The sequence below is a fragment of the Streptomyces sp. NPDC039424 genome, from assembly GCF_055639495.1.
In genome coordinates this window covers 46,861-68,215 of record NZ_JBVKAI010000031.1, presented here as the reverse complement: position 1 = coordinate 68,215, position 21,355 = coordinate 46,861, and the positions used below count along the sequence as shown (strand labels likewise).

The window sequence follows — 21,355 nt, the reverse complement described above, 5'->3', positions numbered from 1 at the left end:
CGACTGGACGCCCTCCAGTTTCGCCAGGCACGGGGTGGGCCCGAGGCGTCTCCCTGTGGCTGGCCCAGCTCAAGAGGCTTTCGGAGAGTGCGCCCTGAAAACGCCGCCGGCCGGCACCCGTGAGGGCGTCGGCCGGTCGAGGCGAGGGTGGGATCGGGCGGGTCAGGCAGCGGGGACGGCGTCCTTGGCGTCGGCGGCCGCGGAGTCGGCGGTGGTGCGGTCCGCGTCGCCGCCCTTGCGGGACGGCTTGAGGAAGAGGGCGAGGAGGATGCCAACGGCGAGGGTGGGGGCGATCCAGAGGTAGCCGGTGGCGGTGGCGTGGGCGAAGGCGTCCAGGGCGGTGTCGCGCAGGGCGGCAGGCAACTGCCCGATGGTGTCGGGGCGGGCGGCGTCGAAGCCGTCGGCGGTCGGCAGGGCGCGGGTGCGGTCGGCGAAGCCGGTGTTGAGGAGGGTGCCGAAGACGGCGACTCCGAAGGCCGCGCCGATGGAGCGGGCGAAGGTGACCACAGCGCTGGCGGCGCCGAGGTCGGCGGCGGGCACGCTGTTCTGAACAGTGGTCAGGACGACCATGGGCACCATGCCGATGCCGACACCGGTGATCAGGAAGTAGACGCTGAGCACGAGGGTGGTGGTGGCGCCGCCGATGGTGCCGAGCAGAAGCAGTCCGGCGAGGTTGGCGACCAGCCCGCCCAGCAGGATCCTCCGCAGCAGCTCGACGCGTGCGGCCCAGCGTCCGGCCAGGGACTGGCTGATGACCAGTCCGGCGACCAGGGGCAGCATGTAGACGCCGGACAGGGTGGCCGAGACTCCGTGGACGATCTGGAGGTAGGTCGGCAGGTAGACCAGTACGGCGAACATGGCGGCGTTGGCCAAGAAGCCGATCAGCGAGGAGAACACCACGGTCCGGGAGCCGAGTATGGCCGGCGGCAGGACCGGGGCGGAGACGCGACGCTCGACGGGCACCAGCAGTACGGCCAGCGTGACGGTGGCGACGATCAGGCCGACGATAGACGGCGAACCCCAGCCCCAGCGCTCACCGAAGGAGGTGACCAGGACCAGGCCGGTGGCGATGGCGGCCAGCAGGGTCGCGCCGAGGTAGTCGATGCGGGCCTTGGCGCCCCGGGTGGCCGCGGGCAGGGCGTGGGCGGCGATGGCCAGGGCAACGATGCCGACGGGCAGGTTGACCAGGAACGCCCACCGCCAGGAGAGCTGGTCGGTGAAGACACCGCCCAGCAGCGGGCCAACGATGCTGGCGATGCCGTAGACCGAACCGAACATGCCCTGATAGCGGCCGCGCTCGCTCGGCGCGACGATGTCGCCGACGAGGGCGAAGGTCAACACGATCATGCCGCCGCCTCCGACGCCCTGGAGGACACGGGCGCCGATCAGCTCAGGCAGGTTCTGGGCCAGGCCGCAGGCCACCGAGGCGATCAGGAAGATCGAGGTCGAGGCCAGGTACAGCCGCTTACGGCCGAACATGTCGCCGAGCTTGCCCCACAGCGGGGTGACCGCGGTCGAGGCGAGCAGATATGCGGCGCTGACCCACGCGATGTCGTCGAACCCGTTCAGGTCCTGCGCGATCCGGGGCAGCGCGGTCGAGACGATCGTCTGGTCGAGCGCGGCAAGCAGGACGGCCAGGATCAGCGCGCTCATCGCGGCGGCAACCCCGCCTCCCGCCTGGGGTGATGAGGACTCGGATGTCTTCGACATGGAAGTTGCCTTTCTGTAAAGGGAACAGGTGAATGACGGAACCTTCTCTATCTGTCACTATACTGTAGCACTTGCAAGTCATACTTCTACTCTCGGGGGGCGTTAGATGTCTCAGGCATCACATTCCGGCACTAGACTCGGACCGGTGAGAGCCGACGCAGCACGCAATCTGGAAGCCGTCCTGACCACCGGGGCACGTATGCTCGCCGCCGATCCCGGCGCCAGCATCGCGAGCATCGCCGCCGAGGCAGGTGTCGACCGGCGTACCGTCTACCGGCGTTTCGCCAACCGCGACGACCTTCTCGCGGCCATCTACGAGGCCCGCCTCACGGCTATCGAGCACGCCATCGAGGACGCCCGCCTGCGTGAGGCGCCCGTCGCCGTCGCCCTGCACCGCTACGTCGAGAACATCATCGCCGTCAACCGGACCTGGCCCGTCGACCTCACCCGCATGCTCGCCGACGACAGCGTCCACGCACGCCGTGACGCCTCCGTCCACGAAGTCGACACCTTCCTGCAGCGCGCCACCGACGAGGGCCTCCTGCGCATCGGCCTGCCGGAAGGGTGGGCTAGCGCGCTGCTGCCGCAGCTGATGCACCTCGTGTCCCGGCAGCTGCCCCAGCTGAGCCCGGGACAGGCAGCCGACGTGGTCGTCGACACCCTCCTGAACGGTCTCGGGGCGTCCTGACATAGCGACGGCCCTCGCAGAGACCTGAGTCCAGGTGTCTGCGAGGGCCGTCGCCACGGGGCTCCCCTCATTCCACGACCTGCCGGGCCGTGTCCGTGTCGGAGGCCTCCCGCTTGTCCTCCGCGTCGCGCGGGCGCGGAGCCGCCGTGGAGGGCGACGGCACGGTGCCGGGCCACCCACCTGGCGGCCTCCACCATCGACCCGGACGAAGAGGTCGCCGCCACCCTGGAAGCAGCCGCCGAGTCCGCCACCCGACGCGGCGGCGCAGTCGCCGCCGTCGCCTGGCTGACCCGCGCCGCCGAACTGAGCGAGAACCGCGAGGACCGGTCCCGCCGCCTGGGCAGCGCGGCATACGTCGCCGGGCACTCGGGCCGGCTGGACCAGGCACGGCAGCTGGTCCGCGAGGGCGCCGGCGCGGGTACCGACGGCTCTCCCGCCTCGGTGGTCGCGTCGGGCTATGTCGCGTTCTTCGAGGACGGGGACATCCGGTCCTCGTAGCACCAGGTGTTCGCGGCGATCGAGAGCATGCGCGACCGCGGGATCCGGGAGCCGGACGAGGTGCTCACGCGGCTGATCGACCTGCTGCTGGCCATCAGCCAGTACGGCAGTGACGAGGCATGGTGGCTGCGGGTCCACGAGCTGCTGGACAGCCTGGGCGACCTGGTGCCCGAGCACTCGCGTATCTACCAGGACGCGGGGGTGACGTGGTCCTGCGCGGCGCTGGGGTGCGGGAGCGAGTGGAGCGGGCCTTCGCCGACCTGCATTCGCTGGAGCCGCGGGACGTGGTTCGGCTGGCCGCCGCCTATCACGTGGACAGGCTCAGCCAGTCGCCCCGCACCGTCAGCTCCGAGATCGGCGATGACCGCGCCCGGTTCGCCCACGCCGGCAATCTGAAAGCCTATGCCGGAAGCGCACCCGTGACCCGCCACTCAGGCAAGAGCCGCCACGTCGCCCACCGGCGGATCAAGAACAGCCGACTGGCCGCGACCGGCCGACACTGGGCATTCGCCGCGCTGACCGCCTCACCCGGAGCACGCGACCACTACAACCGCCGACGGGACACCGGCGACCACCGCTGACGGCACGATGCGGGCGTTGGGCAAGTGCATGACGGTCGCCGGTGGTGCGACGGCGGACGGCAGCAGGTGCAGCTGTCCACGTGCACGGGTCCGGCGTCACAGAAGTGGACGTCCGACTCCAAGGGGCAACTGGGCGGGACGCAGTCGGGCAAGTCCCTGGACGCGACCTGCCCGAGCTCGGCCAACGGCACCAAGCTGCAGATCTGGACCTGCGCGGCCTCCGCCAACCAGCTCTGGAAGCTTCCGGCCTGACGGGAGCCCCTCATCGACATGCTTGATCCCCAGGGGCGAACCGGTCACGTCCGTCCGGTGGCCGCGCGTCCTCCGTCGGGTCCTGGAACCGGGGGCGCGGAGTGCCGATGCCGTGCAGAAACGTGTTGACCACGACGTCGGCCGCCTGTCCGGGACTCAGGTGTGCCTGCTGGTGCGAGGCGAGGTTCACCAGTTCCGGCAGAAGCGGCCCCGCCCATCCCTCCGGCTGGTCCCGGCGCAGCAGTCCCTCGTCGGTGGCCCGCGCGAGGTAGAGCTCGACCTCGGCGATACAGGCCTCCCGGCGCCGCCGGATGGCGTCGTCGGCGAGCATGCGGGCCAGGTCGACCGGCCAGGTGCGGTTGACGGTGATGATGTTCTCGACGTAGCGGTGCAGGGCCACGGCGACGGGTGCTTCGCGCAACCGCGCGTCCTCGATGGCCCGCTCGATGGCCGTGACCCGGGACTCGTGGATGGCGGCGAGGAGTTCCTCGCGGCAGGCGAAGCGCCGGTAGACGGTGCGCCGGTCCACACCCGCCCCGGCGGCGATGTTCGCGATGCTCACGCCGGGGTCGGCCGCGAGCATGCGTGCTCCGGTGGTCAGAACTGCTTCCAGGTTGCGTGCTGCGTCGACTCTCATCCCTTAAGAGTACCGTTGACGCGAATAATCAGAGCTTTATCGCTACTTCTGCGTGCAGCTAATGATGAGAAGCGCTACATTGAAGTGGCAGTTGGGTGCCACGTCCGAAGAACTGAACCGACAGCACCGGAAGAGAGAAAGCACATGATCACCTACGACCGGCTTTTCATCGGTGGTTCCTGGGTGGAGTCGAGCAACCCGGAACTGCTCGACATCGCCTCGCCGCACGACCGGTCGGTGGTCGGCCGTGCCGCGCAGGCGCAGCCGGCGGACATCGACCGCGCGGTCGCCGCGGCACGGGCATCCTTCGAGGCGGGTGAGTGGCGTCTGACCCCGCCGGCGGAGCGGATCGCGGTCCTGCGGCGCTTCAACACGCTCCGCGAGGAGAACGCGGAGAAGATCGCGCACCTGATCTCGTTGGAGAACGGCTCGGCCGGCTGGTTCACCCGAGCCGGACAGCCCGGCCTGACCCGGCAGGCGAACGCCTACCTGAAGGCGGCGGAGGAGTTCGGCTGGGAGGAGACGCTCGTGCCCTCCGACCCGGCGTCCCCGGTGCGCAGCGTGGTGCGCCGCGAGGCGGTCGGCGTCGTGGCCGCGGTGATCCCGTGGAACTCGCCGTTCTCCGCGGCCACCGCGAAGATCATCCCGGCCCTGGTCGCCGGCAACTCCGTGGTCCTGAAGGTGTCCCCGGAGAACTCGCTGAGCATGGGCTTCCTGGCCGAGCTGCTGGAGCAGGTGGGCCTGCCCGAGGGCGTGATCAGCGTTCTGCCCGCGGACCGGGAGACCAGTGAGTACCTGGTGTCGCACAAGGAGGTCGACAAGATCGCCTTCACCGGCTCGACGCGGGCAGGCCGCCGTATCGCCTCGATCGCGGGCGAGCAGCTCAAGCGGGTCAGCCTGGAGCTGGGCGGCAAGTCCGCCGCGATCATCCTCCCCGACGCCGACATCGAGAAGGCGGTCGCGGGCCTGAAGTTCGGCTCCCTGCTCAACAACGGCGAGGCCAGCATCGCGCAGACCCGCATCCTGGCTCCGCGGGAGAAGTACGAGGAGGTCGTGACGGCGCTGAAGGAGGTGGTGGAGTCGCTGAAGGTCGGAGACCCCAACGACCCGGACACCTTCATCGGCCCGATGATCCGCCCCGACCAGCAGGAGCGGGTGCGCAACTACATCCAGCTCGGCATCGAGGAGGGTGCCCGCCTGGTCACCGGCGGCCCGCAGATCCCCGAGGGTCTGGAGAAGGGCAACTACGTGACGCCCACCGTGTTCGCCGACGTCGACAACTCCATGCGGATCGCGCAGGAGGAGATCTTCGGCCCGGTCCTGGTCGTCATCGCCTACGACGACGAGGACGACGCCGTCCGCATCGCCAACGACTCCGAGTACGGCCTTTCCGGTGGTGTCTGGTCCTCCGACGAGGAGCACGCTCTGGCGGTCGCCCGCCGCGTCCGCACCGGCACCATCACGGTCAACGGTGCTTCCGTCGCCTTCGACGGCCCGTTCGGCGGCTTCAAGGCCAGCGGCATCGGCCGCGAGTACGGTGCGGTCGGCCTCGGCTCCTACACCGAGTACAAGACCATCACCGTCTGACTCTTCGTACGACACAGAACACAAGATGATCCGCCGACGGCGGCACGTGGTCCGGCCACCTGCCGCCGACGCGGCGTTTTCGGCTGCCCGCCGCCGCGTCCGTCGCTTCCCGCTTGCTTCCCCGGCACCAGGAGGCCGCCCGCCCGTGTGCGCCGACACGACGCAGCCGCGACGGGAAGCAGCCCGTCGCGGCTTTCTCCTCGGCTGTGTCCGGCGTCGACCCAGTACGGTCCGTCCTCGCCCGTCTTCGATGCGCTTGCAGTCGAGGCCGGCCTGGTGGCTCATGCCCATGATGCGATGTGCTGGTTAGGTGTCGGTGGGTGGGTGTCAGTGACGGCTTGTCAGGTCGGGGTGTTTTCGCTGGTCGGGTGTTGAGGAAGGGCGAGGTCACTGCCGTGGGACGGTGCGTGCTGCCGTTGCGGCTGTCATGGGGCGGTACACCCCACTCCGCTCCACTGTCTTGAGAACGGCACTTCTGATCCTTCCGAGGGCTGCGCGGCGGCGCGGTGGTCGGTGTCGGTTTTGCGCGGGCGGGAGGGTGTGGGGTGGGGGAGTCGGGCGCGTGGGGTGAGGTCACGGCGGGGTTGAGGGTGTCCAGGCCGGTGCTGGTGGCGCGGTTGCTGGAGCTGGAGGCGGCCGGGGCGTTGACGACGGCGCATGTGCGTGCGGGCGCCCAGGTCGGTGGGGTGAATGTGCGCACGGTGTGGCGCTGGTTGGGGGCGGCGCGGACGGAGGGCCGCATGGAGCGCAGGCCGCGGGCCCGGCTGGAGTTGTCCGACCAGGCGTGGGAGGCACTGGCGCAGGCGGGCGGGAACGTGGCGGCGCTGCACCGGCATCTGAGGGAGGCCGGGGGCGAGGTGCCCTCGCTGGCGTCGTTGCACCGGGTGGTGCGCCGGGACCTTCAGGCCGGCAGGGTCCTGCCGGACCGCGCGGTGGTGCGGCGGGAGCGGGAGGAGCAGAAACGCGGCAGGCACTGGCTGACCTCGCCCTGGCCGGGCCGCGTGAGGGCGGCGCGGCGAAAGTGGCTGCGCGGCGGCTGCCGCCCTCCGAGCCAGGGGCGGTCGCGGGCGCGTCGGCGGGGGAGAGCGGCGCGGTGACGGGTGTGGCGTTGCCGGCGGGCGCGCAGCTGGTGCGGACGTCGTCGGTGCGGGCGGTGGCCGAGGCGGTCGGGTAGGCGATGGCGACCCAGGGCGCGGTGTGTCTGTTCGGCAATCCGGGCCGGGGCAAGACCGCCGCCGTGCGGATGGCGCTACGTGAAGTGCCTCCGGGGTGGAAGGTGTCGTGGGTGCCGGTGCCGGTGCGCCCGTCGGTGGTCGGTATGAGGCGGGCGGTGTTCGACGCGCTGGCGCTGGCGGGCCGTTTCCCGCACACGTCGGCGCTGGCCGCCGCCGCGGTCACGGAAGCTTTGGGTGAGGCGCGGGTGCTGGTGGTCGATGAGGCACAGCGCCTGCCCGTGTCGTGCCTGGAGTACCTGCAGAGCCTGTGGGACCACCCCGATACGCGGATCACGCTGGTGCTGTGCGGGGCGGGCAGCGAGCGGGCGCTGTCCCGGCTGCCGCAGCTGGCATCACGGATCGGCGCGTGGCAGGAAGTTCCACGCTTGACCGGAGCGGAAGTGGCGACCGTGGTGACCGGCTTCCATCCGCTGTGGCGCACCGTCCCGGCCCCGGACTGACGTGGATCGACCAGTCGTGCGCCCACGGCACGTTCCGCACATGGGCCGCTTTGACTGCGCACCTGCAGAACGCGCTGCTCACCGCCGCTGAAGCATCCGTCGACCGGGCCTTGCTGAGGCGGCTGTTCCAGCGGGTCGCGCCGCCGCTGTGAACGGAGCGCTCCTGCAAGGGGCGGGAGGGCGGTCGCATGCTCCTGGCCACCGGCAAGCACACGACGTCCCACCCGCGTGAGGGGAGCTGACATGAAGGACGGCGACGCCATCCGCCCAGACGGCGGACTGCCTGCGGCGTCGAGGATGGCACTGCGCGGTCCGGCCGTGCGGCGGCTGCTCGCACTGCGGGCAGGGAAGAAGCTGACAGCAGTCCATGTACGGGTGGCCGCGGACGCGCTAGGAGTGTCGGAGCGCACGGTGTGGCGCTGGCTGGCCACCGCTCAGAGCGATGAGACCGCAGCCGCCTACCCCGGCGCACGTTCCCGGGTCGATGCAAGGTTCACGGTCACGCCCGAGGTCCGTGGACTGCTGGCACTGTGGAAGGGGAACGTGCGGGCAGTTCACCGCGAGTTGGTCCGGTGTGCTGCTCGGCAGGTCCCGCCTGCAGACGCACCGTCACTGACGACGCTGCACCGGGCGATCCGCCGTGATCTGACGCCGGGGGAGCGGGCCGGGCTCGCCGGTGGCGAGCGGGCGGCGCGCAAGCATGATGTGTTCCTGGCCCGACCGCGGGGCTGGCGCAACCAGGCATGGGAGACCGACCACATGCAGGTTCCGGTGCTGGTCGATGTCGACGGCAAGCCCCGCAGGCCGTGGATCACGTGGTTCACCGACTGCGCCACCAACGGCATCACCGGCGTCGCGGTCACGCCGGTGCATCCGTCGCGGGAGTCGGTGCTGGCCGTGCTGCGCTCCGCGGTGCTGCGCGAGGACCCTTACGGTCCGTTCGGCGGCCTGCCTCAAAAGGTGCGGGTGGACCGGGGCAAGGATTTCCTGTCCAGGACGGTGACCGCCGCGCTCGATCTCCTGGACGTCACCGTGGAGGACCTGCCCGCCTACACCCCGCACCTCAAGGGCACGGTCGAGGGCCTGAACCGGGCGGTCGAGCCGATGCTGCTGGCCGCGCTGCCCGGCTACGCCCGCCAGCCCCGCCCCGGCAAACGCCCCTCCCGGCCGAAGGACGAGGTGCTGCTCAGCTTCGAGGACTTCACCGCCCGGCTGCTGGACTGGACACGGTGGTGGAACACCGAGCACCGCCCCGAACCGCTGCGGGGCAGGACCCCGCTTCAGGCGTGGCAGGACGATCCCACTCCGCTGCGGGACGTGCCGGCCGCGGATCTGTGGACGTTCACCCTGGAGGACGCCGGTACCCGCACGCTGACCACCCGCGGAGTCCGTTTCCGCAGACGCGACTACGTGGGTGCGTGGATGACCGGTCAGGCCGGGATCCGGGTCAGGGTCCGGTTCATGCCTCACCACGACCACCGCATCGAGGTCTACCACGCGGTCACCGGCCGTTACCTGGGGCCGGCGGATCTGGCCGATCAGGCCACCGAGGAACAGGTCAGAGCCGTACGGCGGGCACGGGCCGCCCGCAGCCGCCGTCTGAAGAAGGACCTCGAAGCATCCCAGCGGGAGCGCTACGCCGCCGTCACCCAGGCCGAGCCCCCTCGGCGGCTCGGCGCGCTGACCGGTGCGCAGGCCGACGCCGAACTCGCCCAGAGTGCCGGCACCGGTCTGTCGCAGCTTGCGCTGCCAGACGTCATCCCGCCCGCTGCACCCCCGGCCGACTGGCGCACCCCGGCTTCCCTGGTCGCGCTGACCACGCCGAGCAGGCCCGCCCCACCCCCGGCCAGCCGTGACGTCACCGCAACAGCCCCGGACAGCCCGGACAGACGGGCCGCACCTCCCACCACCGACGAAGACGGAGACCCCTCGTGACCGCGGCCACCTACCAGTACGTCGACCTGCCCGACGCCTCCGTGGTCACCACCCGCGCCGTGCTCACCGCCCGGGACAACATCACCGACACCGTCGCCGCCCGCGCCATGATGTGTATCCACGGCGGCGCCGGCTTCGGCAAGACCCTCGCCGTCAACACCTGCCTGCACGAACTCGAACCCGGCGAGGACGTCCGCAAAATCACCTTCCGGGCCCGGCCCACCGCCCGCGCGGTGCGCTACGAACTGTTCACCGCCCTAACTTGGCCGGGGAACCACCGCGCCACCCCAGCGAATTCGACCGCCTGCTGAAGACGGCCCTGGCCGAACGCCCCCGCACCTAGGACATCCCACTCACATCCGTGTGAACACTGATCAGATGCCCTCTAAGAGGTCGCGCTGATAGGAGGTTGGGACATCGAGTTGTCACCCCTCCGGGCTGGTTTGCCGGTCCGCTGTGGGTCCAGGGTGAAGTCCCTCTTGATGTCCGGCCGGTGCGTGCGGGGTTGCGATCGCTGGCATGTCACCGTCGGAACGTCCTTCGGGTTTCCACGTGAGGCCGCCCAGTGGACGGGCTGCCGCGAGCAGCAGGGCTGCGAAGACGAGGGGGCCTATGGTTTGGGCGAGTTGGTGGTGGGCGACTCCGATCGTGGCGTCTCCGATCTGCACGGCGGCATTGAGCGTGAACACCAGGCCGAGCGGTCGCCATGCCCGTACAGCCATCAGCCAGATCAGTGCGCCGAGCAGCACGAGGCTGCGGGTCGCGACGTACGCCGCGTACGTCTTCGCGGCGGCACTGTCTCCACCGGGCACCAGGCCGCCCGGATCCAGCAGTCCGGCCACGGTGAGGTAGCCGGAGGCGATTGCCTCAGCAGCGATGACCCCCCCGGCAAATAGCCTGAAGTTTCGTGAGGGACCCATATCATTCGGTTGCCGAATCATACGGGGACGGTAGCATCGGTGCCGTGAAGGCGGAAGATTCGGTGACACGCACGCTTGCGTTCCAGCTGGGCAAGCTGGGACAGGTCGCGACGGGACGGTTCGCAGACCGGCTGGCGTCCCACGGGTTGCGGCCCCGCCACTGCGCGGTGCTGGAACTCCTGGCCGTTGGGCCGAAGGCGCAGCTGGAACTCGCCAGGGCCCTCGGCGTGACCCCGAGCGTTGTCGTCGACATGCTCGACGAGCTGGAGAAACTCCACGCCCTGCGGCGTGTGCGGGACACCGTCGACCGACGCCGCCAGCTCATCAAGCTCACCGCTGAGGGGCAGAAATTGCGGCGCAAAGCCGTGCTCCTGGCGAGAGAGACCGACGAGGAACTTCTGAGCTCACTCACGGCCGAGGAGGCAACCGCCCTGAGACGAGTGCTGAGCCAGGTGGCTTCCGCCAGCGGTATCCCTGCCGGCGGATAGCGGCGCAAGCGAGCCCACCCCGGCCCGCCGGGGAGACAACCGCCCCAGACCGAGCCGGACCGCCCTCGCAGTGACCCAATACGCCCCTCAGCGCAGTACCGTCGCCGCCGCCATCACGACGGGGTCGACCGCGCTCTCGAGCGAGGAGCCGTGTCCGCCTTGTCCGAAGAGGCGGACACGGTGGCTGCTGGACGCCGACATGATCACGCCCGGCCGGGGCACCGACCTGCCGACGGAAAAGGGGCCGACGTGCCGGCCCAGGCAGACGTCCGGACGCGGGAACCGGTCGAGGAACCCGTCCGCGGTCATGGCCTGCGCGCCCTCCCGGTCTCCGCGGCCGGCTGGAAGATGGCGGCGACCGTGCCGCGCCAGGCGTCCCGGTGCCGTGTCAGCTGCTCGACGCCGCCGAGCAGGGAGGTGACGTGCAGGTCGTGGCCGCAGGCGTGCATCATCGGGGTCGGCTCGCCGTCGCGGCCGACGGCGGTGTCGGTGGAGGCATAGGGCGGTCCCGTCGCGTTCTGATGCCAGGTCGACAACCGGCAGCTTCCCAGCGGCAACGAAGCGGCAGATGGTTCGCCGGTCGGCGTCCAGGGCGGCGGCTACGGCAGTAATGGACAGCGAACAGCGGTCATCGATCATCCGGCCTACGGCTCCTAGGGATCGGCGATGGACGAGTCAGCCGCCGGTCCTCGTCCACTCGGGCGGACCCGGGCTTCCCGGAGCGCTGACGGCCGGCGGTCGCCCGCTCATGAACGGGCCGCTGGCCTCGCCCCATCGGCAGCAAGAGGGGTCCGGCCCCGACCGAAGGCGCCGATGGTTGCGTGAAAGATTCCCATGCCGAGAACGCCTAGGGCGGCAGCGGCGAAGGCGGGAACCGGGTGCTCGGTCGCACGGGCTGCCACGGCCAGGAGCATGGTGATGACGTACATCGCCCAGCCGGCGATCAGGTTGACCAGGGGACCATCGCCGAAGGGAGTGGGGAACCGTTCCTTGGTGATGCCCTTGATGAAGTGCGGGGTGGCGTTGGCGGCGAAGATTCCGGCGAAGAAGCTCAGAACCATGGTCAGCATGTAGACACATCCTCGGGAGTGCGGGTGAGGCCACGGACAATGAGCTGAGCCAGGTGACGCAGGCGCGCGTGCTTGACCTGCGGTACCTGGCGGGCTTGAGCAATGCCTTCCAGGGCATCACAGAGAAGTGCTGCGGCATCGCGGGGGGACAGAACCGACCCGAGCAGGTCGAGTTCGTCGGCGCAGTCATGGAGGACGTCCTCGATGACGTTGCGGTAGCTCTCTTCGAAGGCGTGGATGGTGTCCGCGGCGATGTCCGCGGCTTCGCGGAACAGTTCGGCATGGGACTCGGCCCGGACCGATTCGGTGAGCACGTCCAGTTTGACGGCCAGGATGAGGTACAGCCTGTCTTCGGCCGGCAGCGCTCGTGCCTTCCGGCCCGCCTCACGTGCGGCAGTGGTCACCTGGGCGGAGACGCATTGCGCAACGGCACGGAACACTTCCTGCTTGTTCTTGAAGTATTGGTAGACGGCAGGTCGTGACATGCCGACTGTCCGGGCGATGAGGTCCATGGAGGTTCGACGGTAGCCGTACCTGCCGAAGACGCTGACGCCTGCCGTGACGATTTGAACGCGCTTGGCGTCCAGCGTGTCTGACATTCTGACACTGTAGGTATTTTTTGTCAGGCGGGCAATGCGGCGCCGGTCGCCCGGGTCCGTGGTGCCGGCGTACGGACCGGTGGTCGCACCGGCGTCCGGGGGCCGTTCCCGCACCCGTCACCCACGACGTTCAGGGTTCCGACCGGAGACGGGTGATCGTCTGGTGCTGATCACCGACATGCAAGAACGCCGCGTCGCCGGGACCCGCTCAGTGCACCGGCAGTGCCGCCGGTGCGGGAAGCAGCGTCACGTCCTGGCGCAGAATGCGCGTGTGCAGGGAGCGGAGCGCCGGGCCGGGGTCGGCGCCCATCGCCTCGGACAGCCGCTGCCGCGCCGCTTCATAGGCGGCGAGCGCGTCGGCCGGGCGACCGGTGCGGCACAGGGCAAGCATCAGCAGCTCGACGAAACGCTCACGGAGCGGGTGCGCGGCAACGAGTCTCACCAGTTCGTGCACGTACTCGAAAGCGTGGCCGAGCTCGATCTCGCCCGCCAGCCTTGCCTCCAGCACAGTGAGCCGCTTCTCCGCCCAGCGCAGCCGCTCAGCTTCCAGATATGGCGCCCGCAGCCCCTCGGCGAACTCACCTCGCCACAGTTCCTCGGCCAGTCGCGCCAGATCCCTCGCCCGGGTCAGCTCGCCGGCACCCCGAGCCGCGAGCGCTTCGTCCACCAGGTGCCGCCGCTCCCGCAAGTCGGCGACGGTCGCCCCGCTCAGCCGGTAACCGCTGCCCGTCCACACCAGCCCTGGGCCGTCGTCTGCGAGGGCGCGGCGCAACCCGGAGACGTACTTCTGCACGAGATTGCGCACGTGGGCGGGCGGCGCCCCGCCCCAGACCGCCTCGACCAGGCTGCTGTAGGGCATCGCGCGGCCTTCTTGGAGTAGCAGAACGGCGAGCACCGCTCGCTGCCTGGGCGGCCCCAGGGGGATCTCGGCGCCGTCGCGCAGTGCGCGCAGGGGGCCGAGCAGTTCAAAGCGCAGACCGTGCACGGCCCTCTCACCCGACGTCGGCACACCCATGGGCAGAGGATATCCCTCGGCGGGCCTTCCAGTGGATCTTCCAGCGGTTGGTCAGCGGCTGTGGCGAACCTGACGCCGCGCAACCCGCGCGGAGGCCACACCCGTTGTCACCAGAAGGGCCCGTTATGCTCACTCGGCTCGGCCGGCTGGCCGTGCGGCGAAGTCGCGCCGTGCTGGTCGCTGTCCTGCTCGTCTTCCTGGGACTGGCCGCGTACGGCGCAGGCGCCGCCGACGACCTGGATCTCTCCCGCTGGAGTGCACCCGGTACGGAGTCGGTGCGGGCCGGCGAGCGGCTGCGGGAGGACTTCCGCACCGGCAACCCCAACCTGGCCGTCCTGGTGACCGCCCGCGACGGCGACGTCGACAGCCCGGCCAGCCGGCGGGCCGCTCGTGCGCTCGCCGCGGAAGTGACGCGGGCACCCGGTGTCACGGACGTCACCTCGTACTGGGACACCCGCAGCGACGCCCTGCGCGGCAGGGACGGCCATCGCGCTCTGATACTCGCCCGCCTGGAGGGCACCGCCACCGCCACGCGCGCGCGGCTGAGCACGCTCGCTCCGAAGCTGACGCGGACCACTGCCGCCCTCGACGTACAGGTGGGCGGTCAGGAGGAGATCTCCCGGCAGGTCGGCGAACAGGCCCGTACCGACTTTCTGCGCGCCGAGGCATTCGCGTTGCCGGTCGTGCTGCTCCTGCTGGTCCTCGTGTACCGCCGCACCGTGGCGGCCCTGTTGACCGTCGCGGCCGGTCTGCTGCCGGTGCTCGGCACACTGGCCGGTCTGCGGCTGCTCGCGCAGTTCACGGAGGTGTCGACGTTCGCCGCGAACCTCGCCCTGGTCCTGGGGCTCGGCCTCGGCGTCGACTACGGGCTCTTCGTGATCAACCGCTACCGCGAGGAGCGCGCCGCCGGGCACGCGAACCATGACGCGGTCGTGCGGGCGACCGCGGCCGCTGGCCGCACGGTCGTCTTCAGCGGAGTCACGGTCGCGGTGTCGCTGTGCTCCCTCGCGGTGTTCCCGTTCTTCTTCCTCAGGTCGTTCGCGTACGCCGGTGTGCTGGTCGTGCTCACCGCGGTCGCGGGAGCGGTGCTCTTCCTGCCCGCCGCGCTCGGCCGCTGGGGCCGACGCGTGGAACGACCCGCCGCACCTGCGTCGGGCTTCTGGCATCGCACTGCGCTGCGCGCCCTGCGCCGACCGCTGCTCGCCGGGGGCGGCGTCCTCACCGTGTTGACGGTCGCGGCCCTGCCCCTGCTCGGGCTGCGCTTCGGACTGCCCGACGAACGGGCACTGCCCCAGGGAACGTCCTCGCGCGTCACCACCGAGATCATCCACCACGAGTTCGCGGCGGAGCCGACGGACACCGTGCAGGTCGTCCTCGGCAAGTCCACCGACACGCGCGCCTACGCCGCCGCGCTCTCCCTCCTGCCCGGCGTGTACCAGGTGGACGCGCCGGGCGGGGCCTACCGGGACGGGCAACGCACTGCCGCCCCGGGCCAGGACCGGCTGACGGCGCCATCAGGACGTGTTCGGCTGGCCGTCATACCGACTCAGCAGGCGATGTACGGCGACGTGCCCGCTTTCGTCGACAGCATCCGGAAGACCCCGTCCCCGGAACCCGCACTCGTCGGCGGCTATCCCGGTGAGACGACCGACTTCCGCTCGACGCTGTTGGAGCGAATGCCGTACGCGATCGGGATCGTACTGGCGGCCACCTACGGCATCCTCTTCCTGATGACGAACAGTGTGCTGCTGCCCGTCAAGGCCACCATCCTCAACCTGCTCAGTCTGTCGGTGATGTTCGGCTGCCTGGTGTGGGTCTTCCAGGACGGCCATCTGTCCGGCACACTCGGCTTCACGGCGACCGGGTCGATCGAGCCGAGCATCCCCGTGCTGATGTTCTGCGTCGCCTACGGGCTGTCGATGGACTACGAGGTGTTCCTGCTGGCCCGTATCAAGGAGGAGCACGACCGCACCGGCGACACCATGCGCGCCGTCGGCGAGGGCATACGGCGCAGTGCGCCACTCATCACCGGAGCAGCCGGAATCCTGGCCCTGTCGTTCCTGTCGTACGTCGGCTCAGGTGTCGTCTTCCTCAAGGAACTCGGGCTCGGCACCGCCCTGACCATCCTCGTCGACGCGACGCTGATCCGCTTGGTGCTGCTGCCGCTGGTGATGCGACTGGCGGGCCGGGCCAACTGGTGGGCGCCCAGGAAGCTGCGGCGGCTGCGGATCCGGGAAGCGCGAGCGCCGGTGGGCGAACCCCCCGCGGAGTACGTGTGATCACCGCGCCCCGGTGACGCCGCCCGCGGCCGGGTGCCTGCGAAGGGCAGGCACGGGCAGGACCTCGCCCGATGCGCGCTCACCGCGCACACCGGGCGAGGCGATGCGGTCCGGCTCAGGAGGCGAACGGGCCGCGCAGGTCCTCGGTGGCGGACCACAACGCCTGGGCGGCGGCAGTGTCGTAGGAATGGGATGACGAGGCCACCGGGGTGAAGCGGTTGTAGTACTTACCGGCGGCCACGCTTCCCGTCGCCAAGCGCACCACCGGCTCGGCGCCGCGGCGTGCGGACAGGGCGAAGGCGTGGACCAGGCGTACCTGGACGGTGGGGAACTCCCGCCCCAGGCTGGTGCGTACGACGCCTGGATGAAGCGCTGCCACCGTCAGCTCCGGATGGCGTGCATGGAGTTGGTAGGTGAACATCAGGTTGGCCAGCTTGGTGCGGCTGTAGACCAGGAAGGGGTCGTAGTCCCGTTCGCTCTGCAGGTCGGCGAAGTCGAGGGTGACGGTGCCGCCGCCTCGCATGGGGGTGCGATGGCCTTCGGAGTTGACGTTGACGACCCGGCCGTCTCCTCTTCGCAGGAGGGGCAGCAACCGGCTCGTCATCGAGTACGGGGCGAGGTGGTGGACGGCGAAGTTGAGTTCGAAGCCCTCTGCTGTGGTCTCCCGGCGGGGCCGCATGACACCTGCGTTGTTGATCAAGGTGTCGACCGTGTCGGTGACCTCGTGCACCTGGCGTGCAACCGAGTCGACGCCGTCCGCCGTTGCCACGTCCGCACTGATCACATGGGCCGTGGGAAGTGCACGGGCGAGGCTCTCGGCGCGGTCCGGCCCGCGCCCGACCAGAATCAGGCGGTGGCCGTCGGCGGCCAGGGCGTGGGCGGCCTGCCGGCCCAGGCCGGAAGTCGCGCCGATGACGACGATGGTGCGCGGGCCGCTGCTCATCAGGCGGCCCCCGCGGAGACCTTGCTGAGCTTGAAGCTGCTCGTGATGAGCCGCTCGCGCAGTCCGGCGGGCAGCCGGGAGAGCATTCCCAGGGCCCGGGCATCGGAGCCGGCCACGTAACGGCGCTTGGGACGGCGGGCCTCCACGGCCGTGACGATGGTCTTGACGACCCGGTCGACGGGACCGTTCTTCTGGTGGGCCATCACTTCGGCGAGCGCGGCCCGGTGGCCGGCGTACAGAGCCAGGAGGTGAGGGTCTGCGGAACCGGTCGCCGCCTTCGCGGCCGCGTCGGCCGAGGCGAATATCGGGGTCTCGGTGGCGCCCGGCTCCACCACGATCACCGGGATGTTCCAGGCGGCCAGTTCCAGGCGCTGGGCGTCGGACAGCGCCTGCAGGGCTGCCTTGCTCGCGGAGATCGGGGCCAGCATCGGCAGCGGGGTGCGTGCGGTGGGGGCGCTGACGTTGATGACCCGGCCGCCGCCCGACCGCACCAGCGGCAGGAAGGACCGGATGACGTGCGTCGGGCCGAACGTGTTCACCTCGAACTGGCGCCGCAGCTCGGCAGGCGGCACCAGCTCGAGCGGGCCCTGCACGATCACACCCGCATTGTTGATCACCGCATGCAGCCCGTGCGCCGCGGCGGGGTGATCGCTCACCTCCTTGGCAGCGTCTTCCACGCTGTCCGGGTCGGTGACGTCCACGGGCACGGTCACGACATGCGGCAGCGCGTCCAGTGAGCCGCGATTGTGGCGGACGCCGGCGAAAACCAGGTAGCCACTCTCGATCAGCTCTCTGACCAGGGCTTCACCGATGCCCCCGGCTGCCCCGGTCAGAAATACCGCGCGCTTGCGTCGATTCTCGGGCATCACAACCCTCTCTTTCTACATGTAACACTTTACATGTCAGTCTCCATAGGTCGGAAGTGCGTGTCAAGCTTGTCCGAGGAGAGAGGAAGGAGCCGCATGTCATTGCGTCACGGCGTGCTGGGCCTGCTCGCCGAAGGACCGGCGAGCGGCTACGACCTGGCCCAGCGTTTCCAAGAGGTCCTGGGGGCCGTGTGGCCGGCCAAGCATCCCCAGATCTACGCCGAGCTTGGTCGCCTGGCCGACACCGGCCTGATCGAGGTGGAGAGCGAAGGGCCGCGCGGCCGCAAGGCGTACCGCATCACTGACGCGGGACTGACCGAAGTGCGGACCTGGCTCGTCGAGGGGGAAGTGGACCACACAGTGCGGCTGCAGCCACTGCTCCGGTCCTTCTTCTTCTGGCTGATGGAACCCGAAGAGCTGCAGCGGCACCTCGCGCAGGAGGCGCGGTTCTTCACCGCGATGGCAGAGCAGTACCGTGCCTACGCCGCGGCCAAGGACCGCGGCGACTTCGGCGACAGCGCTCAGACCCGATCCACGCGCGTGGCCGTCGAGGCCGGTGTCCGTCTCTACCAGGCCCTTGCCGACTGGGCCAAGTGGGCCCGCACCGTGCCTCCGGCCACCTCTGCGGCCTCCGGCCCGGAGCAGCCGACGGATGCCCAGCCGTCGCAGGAACTCCCTTCCACCGATACGTAGCCGCAACCTCATCGCCGCCCCGCCCCGGGGAGTTCACGAACGCGGCGGTGGCGGCGCCGCAAGCAGCGCAGCCAACGCGCCGACGGCAGTACGGGCGTGGCTCAACGGCCGGCATCACACGCGTAGTTTCGGCGCCATGGTGCCGCGCTGGACGTATCGCTTCAACCTGAGCTCCGTCTCCCTGGCCGAGGAGTACGACGGACTGGCCTACGTCGCAGTGTCGACCGGTTCCCAGCTTCTTCCGACCTCCTGACGCCCCCCATTCCCGGCCGGCGCAAGCTCGAGAGCAGTCTGCGGAAGCAACGCGGACCGCTGATCCGCTGTCACAACGGCTACTCAGCGGGCCGGAGGGCTGCCAGGTGAGACATACGCGTGCGGGTTCGTGGGGTATCAGTCTGCGCCAGGTCCTCCTCCTGGACTCCCGGGCCGAGCGCCACGTCGTGATTCTGGACTGCTGCTACAGCGGCCTGGCTCTGGGGAGGATGAGCGCCTCGCCCGGGCTCGCCGACGAGGCCGCCGTGGAGGGCACTTTCCTCCTGGCTGCCGCCGCCGAGACCCGTACCGCCCTGGCGCCGGTCGGGGACACCTACACGGCCTTCACCGGCGCACTGCTCGACACACTGCGGTACGGCATACCCGGTGGTCCCACCCTGCTCGATCTCGGAGCCCTCTACCGGCACCTGCGCCTGACGCTGGAGGCCCAGGGATGTCCCGTTCCGCAGGCCAGGGACCGCAACAGCGGCGCCCAGGTGGCACTTGGACGCAACCACGCGGATCTCCCCGCCCCACCGGTCACCACTTCGCCTGGTGCGGAGAGCGGTGAGCGTCCGTGGCCGGATCCGCGTTCGATCCGCACTGTCACGGGGTTCTTCACAGCCCTCGCGGACGTACGCGTGATCAGCGGGCTGACCCACCAGGCAGTCAGCCAGCGCTCGGCCGGACGCATATCGGCCGGCACCATCGGCCGTCTGCTCAACCGCAGTACGCTTCCCACCACCTGGGGCACAACGGCCGCCTACCTTTCGGCCTGTGGTGTCCCCGATGACCAGATCACGCAGTGGCAGGCTGTCTGGCAGCATCTGCGTGCGGAAGCCGCGTCAGTGGAAGTGGACGCGATGGGCCCCGCAGCTCCACCTCGTGACGGGCGCGACAGGGGAAGGGCGTGGCAGCGGACCTTCTCGGTCTTCCGCCGGGAGCGGGGTTAGCGACCAGGTACGGCAGGTGCCGAGGAGCTTGACGGCTGTGGTGGGGGCGTCGTCCCCGAGTCGTCGGACTCGTCTCCGAACAGGGTGTTCCATCCGGCTATGGCCACAAGAGCGGCCACGAGGACAAGGCCTGTGGACGGCTTCTTCCACCCGCTGGAAGCCGACGACGGCTTCACATAATGCCCTGCTCGGTAGTACGCCTTGCGATTCTGCGCCACAGCTACACATCCCCCGCTCAGTGCGACGGCTTACCAGGCAGACTCTCTCAGCGATCGGACCGTGTCGGTTCCTGAACAGCTGAGCACGGCTGATTCTGCACTGCTGCAGGAACAGCTTGATTGTGCCTGCGGGAAGCAGCAACCCGTGATGGTGAGTTCGAGGAACGGGTAAAGGAGTTCGGCTGCAGAAATGTCGGTCAGTTCTGGCATCACCAGAGCCCGGTAAGGGCTGAGCCCGGCGCCATCCCTGGGGTCTGGCACAATTTCCGTGAGCCGGTCACGCCTTGTAGTTGTTGATCTTCTTGCGGCATGTACGGAAGTCGCCTTGAAAACGTTCCTCGTGCAGGTGGCACGGCCGACATTCGGTGGCCGTGAACGAGGTGTTGTCCCGGCTCCAGGAGTTGTTGTTCCCGTCGGTCCCCGGCGTCGCCGTCGTGGCCGTAGATGCGCACGGCCAGACGATACGCGTCGAGGCCCGGTGCACACCCGCCGGGGCTGCCTGTCCCGACTGCGACCACTGGACGGAACGGGTCCACAGCTCGTACCTCCGGTTTCCGGCAGATCTGCCCGCTGCCGGGCGCAGAGCACAGCTCGCGTTGCGGGTCCGGCGGTTCTTCTGCACGGCCTCGGCTTGTGGCCGGCGGACGTTCGTGGAGCAGGTGACGGGGCTGACCCGCCGCCACGGCCGGGTCACCGAGCGGCTGCGCCGGGCGATGAGCGAGATCGGGCTGGCCCTGGCGGGCCGGGCCGGTGCCCGCCTCGCCCGGGTCATGGGCATCGCGACCAGCCGCACCACGCTGCTGCGGCGCGTAATGGACCTACCCGACCCGGCAGCGACGCAGCCCCGCGCCGTCGGCGTGGACGACTTCGCGCTCCGACGCGGTCACGTCTACGGGACGGTCGTGATCGACGCCGAGACACACAGGGTCCTCGACCTGCTGCCCGAACGCGACGCCGCCACCCTCGCCCCGTGGCTCGGGGCCCACCCCGGAATCGAGGTCATCTGCCGCGACCGCGCCGGCGCCTACACTGAGGCCGCCGACACCGCCGCACCCCAGGCTCTCCAGGTAGCCGACCGGTTCCACCTCTGGCAGAACCTTGCCTCCGCGGTCGAGGAGACCGTCGCCGACCACCGCTCCTGCCTGCGCGACCTGCCGCCGCCCAGCCCGGAACACGAGCCCGCATGGGAGACACCCGCCGAGGCGGCACCCGGACAGGACGCCGAGACGGATGACCCGACCGGAAAGTTCGCCGAACGGGCCCGCGCCCACCACGCCCTCGTCCACGATCTCCTCGCCCAGGGCATGAGTCTGCGGGGCGTTGCCCACCACCTGGGCTGGGGACGGCACACCGTGCAGAGGTACGCCCGGGCCGCCCGCTGGCAGGACATGGTCAAGGACCGCAAGCGTCAACTCCCCAGCAAACTCGATGCGTTCAAGCCTTACCTGGCCGGGCGCTGGGCCGAAACCGAAGGGAACGTGACCATCCTCGATCTC

Annotated in this window: 21 protein-coding genes and 3 pseudogenes; 14 read left to right on the top strand and 10 right to left on the bottom strand. The window is 70.0% G+C overall.

The annotated features are described in order from the left end of the window. Positions 1-162 precede the first annotated feature (162 nt). Positions 163-1,710 (bottom strand): MDR family MFS transporter, encoded by a 1,548-nt coding sequence (locus tag ACZ7L0_RS41590; protein WP_471247793.1) that lies wholly within the window; start codon positions 1,708-1,710, stop codon positions 163-165. A 199-nt stretch (positions 1,711-1,909) separates the two neighbouring features. On the opposite strand from ACZ7L0_RS41590, the gene ACZ7L0_RS41585 reads away from it, so the two are divergent. The 4 genes and pseudogenes from ACZ7L0_RS41585 (at position 1,910) to ACZ7L0_RS41570 (ending at position 3,729) form a co-directional block, all read left to right on the top strand. Continuing rightward, the gene (locus ACZ7L0_RS41585; protein WP_471247812.1) at positions 1,910-2,398 is read left to right on the top strand and encodes a TetR/AcrR family transcriptional regulator; all 489 of its coding nucleotides are present in this window, start codon (positions 1,910-1,912) and stop codon (positions 2,396-2,398) included. 168 nt (positions 2,399-2,566) lie between these two features. Next, positions 2,567-3,252, top strand: a pseudogene (locus ACZ7L0_RS41580) (helix-turn-helix transcriptional regulator); the annotation flags it as partial. After that, positions 3,238-3,468, top strand: a pseudogene (locus ACZ7L0_RS41575) (transposase); the annotation flags it as partial. The pseudogenes ACZ7L0_RS41580 and ACZ7L0_RS41575, both read left to right, overlap by 15 nt. 75 nt (positions 3,469-3,543) lie before the next feature. Further along, the gene (locus ACZ7L0_RS41570; protein ID WP_471247792.1) at positions 3,544-3,729 is read left to right on the top strand and encodes a ricin-type beta-trefoil lectin domain protein; all 186 of its coding nucleotides are present in this window, start codon (positions 3,544-3,546) and stop codon (positions 3,727-3,729) included. 10 nt (positions 3,730-3,739) lie between these two features. On the opposite strand, the gene ACZ7L0_RS41565 is transcribed toward ACZ7L0_RS41570, so the two are convergent. Continuing rightward, complete coding sequence (locus ACZ7L0_RS41565) at positions 3,740-4,312, bottom strand: TetR/AcrR family transcriptional regulator (RefSeq protein ID WP_471247811.1); 573 nt, start codon at positions 4,310-4,312, stop codon at positions 3,740-3,742. 198 nt (positions 4,313-4,510) lie between these two features. Here ACZ7L0_RS41565 and ACZ7L0_RS41560 point away from each other — a divergent pair, with 198 nt between their 5' ends. The 5 genes from ACZ7L0_RS41560 (at position 4,511) to ACZ7L0_RS41540 (ending at position 9,874) form a co-directional block, all read left to right on the top strand. Continuing rightward, entirely contained in the window at positions 4,511-5,953 is a 1,443-nt protein-coding gene (locus ACZ7L0_RS41560; RefSeq protein WP_471247791.1) for an aldehyde dehydrogenase, read from the top strand. Between the two features lie 590 nt (positions 5,954-6,543). Further along, a complete protein-coding gene (locus tag ACZ7L0_RS41555; protein ID WP_471247790.1) occupies positions 6,544-7,050 on the top strand; it encodes a hypothetical protein in 507 nt (168 codons plus the stop codon). Between the two features lie 80 nt (positions 7,051-7,130). Beyond that, a complete protein-coding gene (locus ACZ7L0_RS41550; protein ID WP_471247789.1) occupies positions 7,131-7,628 on the top strand; it encodes an AAA family ATPase in 498 nt (165 codons plus the stop codon). A gap of 318 nt (positions 7,629-7,946) precedes the next feature. Continuing rightward, positions 7,947-9,563, top strand: coding sequence for a transposase (locus tag ACZ7L0_RS41545; RefSeq protein ID WP_471247810.1), 1,617 nt, complete (start codon positions 7,947-7,949; stop codon positions 9,561-9,563). After that, entirely contained in the window at positions 9,560-9,874 is a 315-nt protein-coding gene (locus ACZ7L0_RS41540; protein ID WP_471247788.1) for a hypothetical protein, read from the top strand. The genes ACZ7L0_RS41545 and ACZ7L0_RS41540 overlap by 4 nt, the downstream gene beginning before the upstream one ends. A 114-nt stretch (positions 9,875-9,988) precedes the next feature. On the opposite strand, the gene ACZ7L0_RS41535 is transcribed toward ACZ7L0_RS41540, so the two are convergent. Beyond that, on the bottom strand, positions 9,989-10,504 hold the full coding sequence (locus ACZ7L0_RS41535; RefSeq protein WP_471247787.1) for a hypothetical protein: 516 nt from the start codon (positions 10,502-10,504) through the stop codon (positions 9,989-9,991). 41 nt (positions 10,505-10,545) lie between these two features. On the opposite strand from ACZ7L0_RS41535, the gene ACZ7L0_RS41530 reads away from it, so the two are divergent. Continuing rightward, positions 10,546-10,971 (top strand): MarR family winged helix-turn-helix transcriptional regulator, encoded by a 426-nt coding sequence (locus ACZ7L0_RS41530; RefSeq protein WP_471247786.1) that lies wholly within the window; start codon positions 10,546-10,548, stop codon positions 10,969-10,971. A gap of 87 nt (positions 10,972-11,058) precedes the next feature. Here the strand turns inward: ACZ7L0_RS41530 and ACZ7L0_RS41525 are convergent, their stop codons facing one another. From ACZ7L0_RS41525 to ACZ7L0_RS41505, 5 genes are all read right to left on the bottom strand, one after another. Further along, positions 11,059-11,280, bottom strand: a complete 222-nt coding sequence (locus ACZ7L0_RS41525; protein WP_471247785.1) for a hypothetical protein — start codon at positions 11,278-11,280, stop codon at positions 11,059-11,061. Next, positions 11,277-11,507 (bottom strand): M20/M25/M40 family metallo-hydrolase, encoded by a 231-nt coding sequence (locus ACZ7L0_RS41520; protein ID WP_471247784.1) that lies wholly within the window; start codon positions 11,505-11,507, stop codon positions 11,277-11,279. Before ACZ7L0_RS41520 ends, ACZ7L0_RS41525 begins: the two co-directional genes overlap by 4 nt. Positions 11,508-11,717: 210 nt before the next feature. Next, positions 11,718-12,041 carry a hypothetical protein gene (locus ACZ7L0_RS41515; protein ID WP_471247783.1) on the bottom strand — a complete coding sequence of 108 codons (324 nt, stop codon included), beginning with the start codon at positions 12,039-12,041 and terminating at the stop codon, positions 11,718-11,720. Then, positions 12,035-12,640 carry a TetR/AcrR family transcriptional regulator gene (locus ACZ7L0_RS41510; RefSeq protein ID WP_471247782.1) on the bottom strand — a complete coding sequence of 202 codons (606 nt, stop codon included), beginning with the start codon at positions 12,638-12,640 and terminating at the stop codon, positions 12,035-12,037. The genes ACZ7L0_RS41515 and ACZ7L0_RS41510 overlap by 7 nt, the downstream gene beginning before the upstream one ends. Positions 12,641-12,848: 208 nt before the next feature. After that, positions 12,849-13,655, bottom strand: coding sequence for an AfsR/SARP family transcriptional regulator (locus ACZ7L0_RS41505; RefSeq protein ID WP_471247781.1), 807 nt, complete (start codon positions 13,653-13,655; stop codon positions 12,849-12,851). Positions 13,656-13,780: 125 nt separating this feature from the next. On the opposite strand from ACZ7L0_RS41505, the gene ACZ7L0_RS41500 reads away from it, so the two are divergent. Continuing rightward, positions 13,781-15,934, top strand: coding sequence for an MMPL family transporter (locus tag ACZ7L0_RS41500; protein ID WP_471247780.1), 2,154 nt, complete (start codon positions 13,781-13,783; stop codon positions 15,932-15,934). 115 nt (positions 15,935-16,049) lie between these two features. Here ACZ7L0_RS41500 and ACZ7L0_RS41495 read toward each other — a convergent pair whose 3' ends face one another. Both ACZ7L0_RS41495 and ACZ7L0_RS41490 read right to left on the bottom strand, forming a co-directional pair. Next, complete coding sequence (locus ACZ7L0_RS41495; RefSeq protein ID WP_471247779.1) at positions 16,050-16,877, bottom strand: SDR family NAD(P)-dependent oxidoreductase; 828 nt, start codon at positions 16,875-16,877, stop codon at positions 16,050-16,052. Continuing rightward, positions 16,877-17,743 (bottom strand): SDR family NAD(P)-dependent oxidoreductase, encoded by an 867-nt coding sequence (locus tag ACZ7L0_RS41490; protein WP_471247778.1) that lies wholly within the window; start codon positions 17,741-17,743, stop codon positions 16,877-16,879. Before ACZ7L0_RS41490 ends, ACZ7L0_RS41495 begins: the two co-directional genes overlap by 1 nt. A gap of 96 nt (positions 17,744-17,839) precedes the next feature. Between ACZ7L0_RS41490 and ACZ7L0_RS41485 the strand changes: the two genes are divergently transcribed. The 3 genes and pseudogenes from ACZ7L0_RS41485 to ACZ7L0_RS41475 all read left to right on the top strand — a co-directional run. Further along, complete coding sequence (locus tag ACZ7L0_RS41485; RefSeq protein WP_471247777.1) at positions 17,840-18,436, top strand: PadR family transcriptional regulator; 597 nt, start codon at positions 17,840-17,842, stop codon at positions 18,434-18,436. Between the two features lie 359 nt (positions 18,437-18,795). Continuing rightward, on the top strand, positions 18,796-19,641 hold the full coding sequence (locus tag ACZ7L0_RS41480) for a caspase family protein (protein WP_471247776.1): 846 nt from the start codon (positions 18,796-18,798) through the stop codon (positions 19,639-19,641). A 583-nt stretch (positions 19,642-20,224) separates the two neighbouring features. Then, positions 20,225-20,941, top strand: a pseudogene (locus ACZ7L0_RS41475) (ISL3 family transposase); the annotation flags it as partial. Positions 20,942-21,355 lie beyond the last annotated feature (414 nt).

Bases quoted from the DNA above. Each gene is read 5' to 3' on its own strand.
- ACZ7L0_RS41590 (WP_471247793.1), bottom strand. From the start codon at position 1,710: ATGTCGAAGACATCCGAGTCCTCATCACCCCAGGCGGGAGGCGGGGTT.
- ACZ7L0_RS41585 (WP_471247812.1), top strand. From the start codon at position 1,910: ATGCTCGCCGCCGATCCCGGCGCCAGCATCGCGAGCATCGCCGCCGAG.
- ACZ7L0_RS41565 (WP_471247811.1), bottom strand. From the start codon at position 4,312: ATGCTCGCGGCCGACCCCGGCGTGAGCATCGCGAACATCGCCGCCGGG.
- ACZ7L0_RS41560 (WP_471247791.1), top strand. From the start codon at position 4,511: ATGATCACCTACGACCGGCTTTTCATCGGTGGTTCCTGGGTGGAGTCG.
- ACZ7L0_RS41550 (WP_471247789.1), top strand. From the start codon at position 7,131: ATGGCGACCCAGGGCGCGGTGTGTCTGTTCGGCAATCCGGGCCGGGGC.
- ACZ7L0_RS41535 (WP_471247787.1), bottom strand. From the start codon at position 10,504: ATGATTCGGCAACCGAATGATATGGGTCCCTCACGAAACTTCAGGCTA.
- ACZ7L0_RS41525 (WP_471247785.1), bottom strand. From the start codon at position 11,280: ATGACCGCGGACGGGTTCCTCGACCGGTTCCCGCGTCCGGACGTCTGC.
- ACZ7L0_RS41515 (WP_471247783.1), bottom strand. From the start codon at position 12,041: ATGCTGACCATGGTTCTGAGCTTCTTCGCCGGAATCTTCGCCGCCAAC.
- ACZ7L0_RS41510 (WP_471247782.1), bottom strand. From the start codon at position 12,640: ATGTCAGACACGCTGGACGCCAAGCGCGTTCAAATCGTCACGGCAGGC.
- ACZ7L0_RS41505 (WP_471247781.1), bottom strand. From the start codon at position 13,655: ATGGGTGTGCCGACGTCGGGTGAGAGGGCCGTGCACGGTCTGCGCTTT.
- ACZ7L0_RS41500 (WP_471247780.1), top strand. From the start codon at position 13,781: ATGCTCACTCGGCTCGGCCGGCTGGCCGTGCGGCGAAGTCGCGCCGTG.
- ACZ7L0_RS41495 (WP_471247779.1), bottom strand. From the start codon at position 16,877: ATGAGCAGCGGCCCGCGCACCATCGTCGTCATCGGCGCGACTTCCGGC.
- ACZ7L0_RS41490 (WP_471247778.1), bottom strand. From the start codon at position 17,743: ATGCCCGAGAATCGACGCAAGCGCGCGGTATTTCTGACCGGGGCAGCC.
- ACZ7L0_RS41485 (WP_471247777.1), top strand. From the start codon at position 17,840: ATGTCATTGCGTCACGGCGTGCTGGGCCTGCTCGCCGAAGGACCGGCG.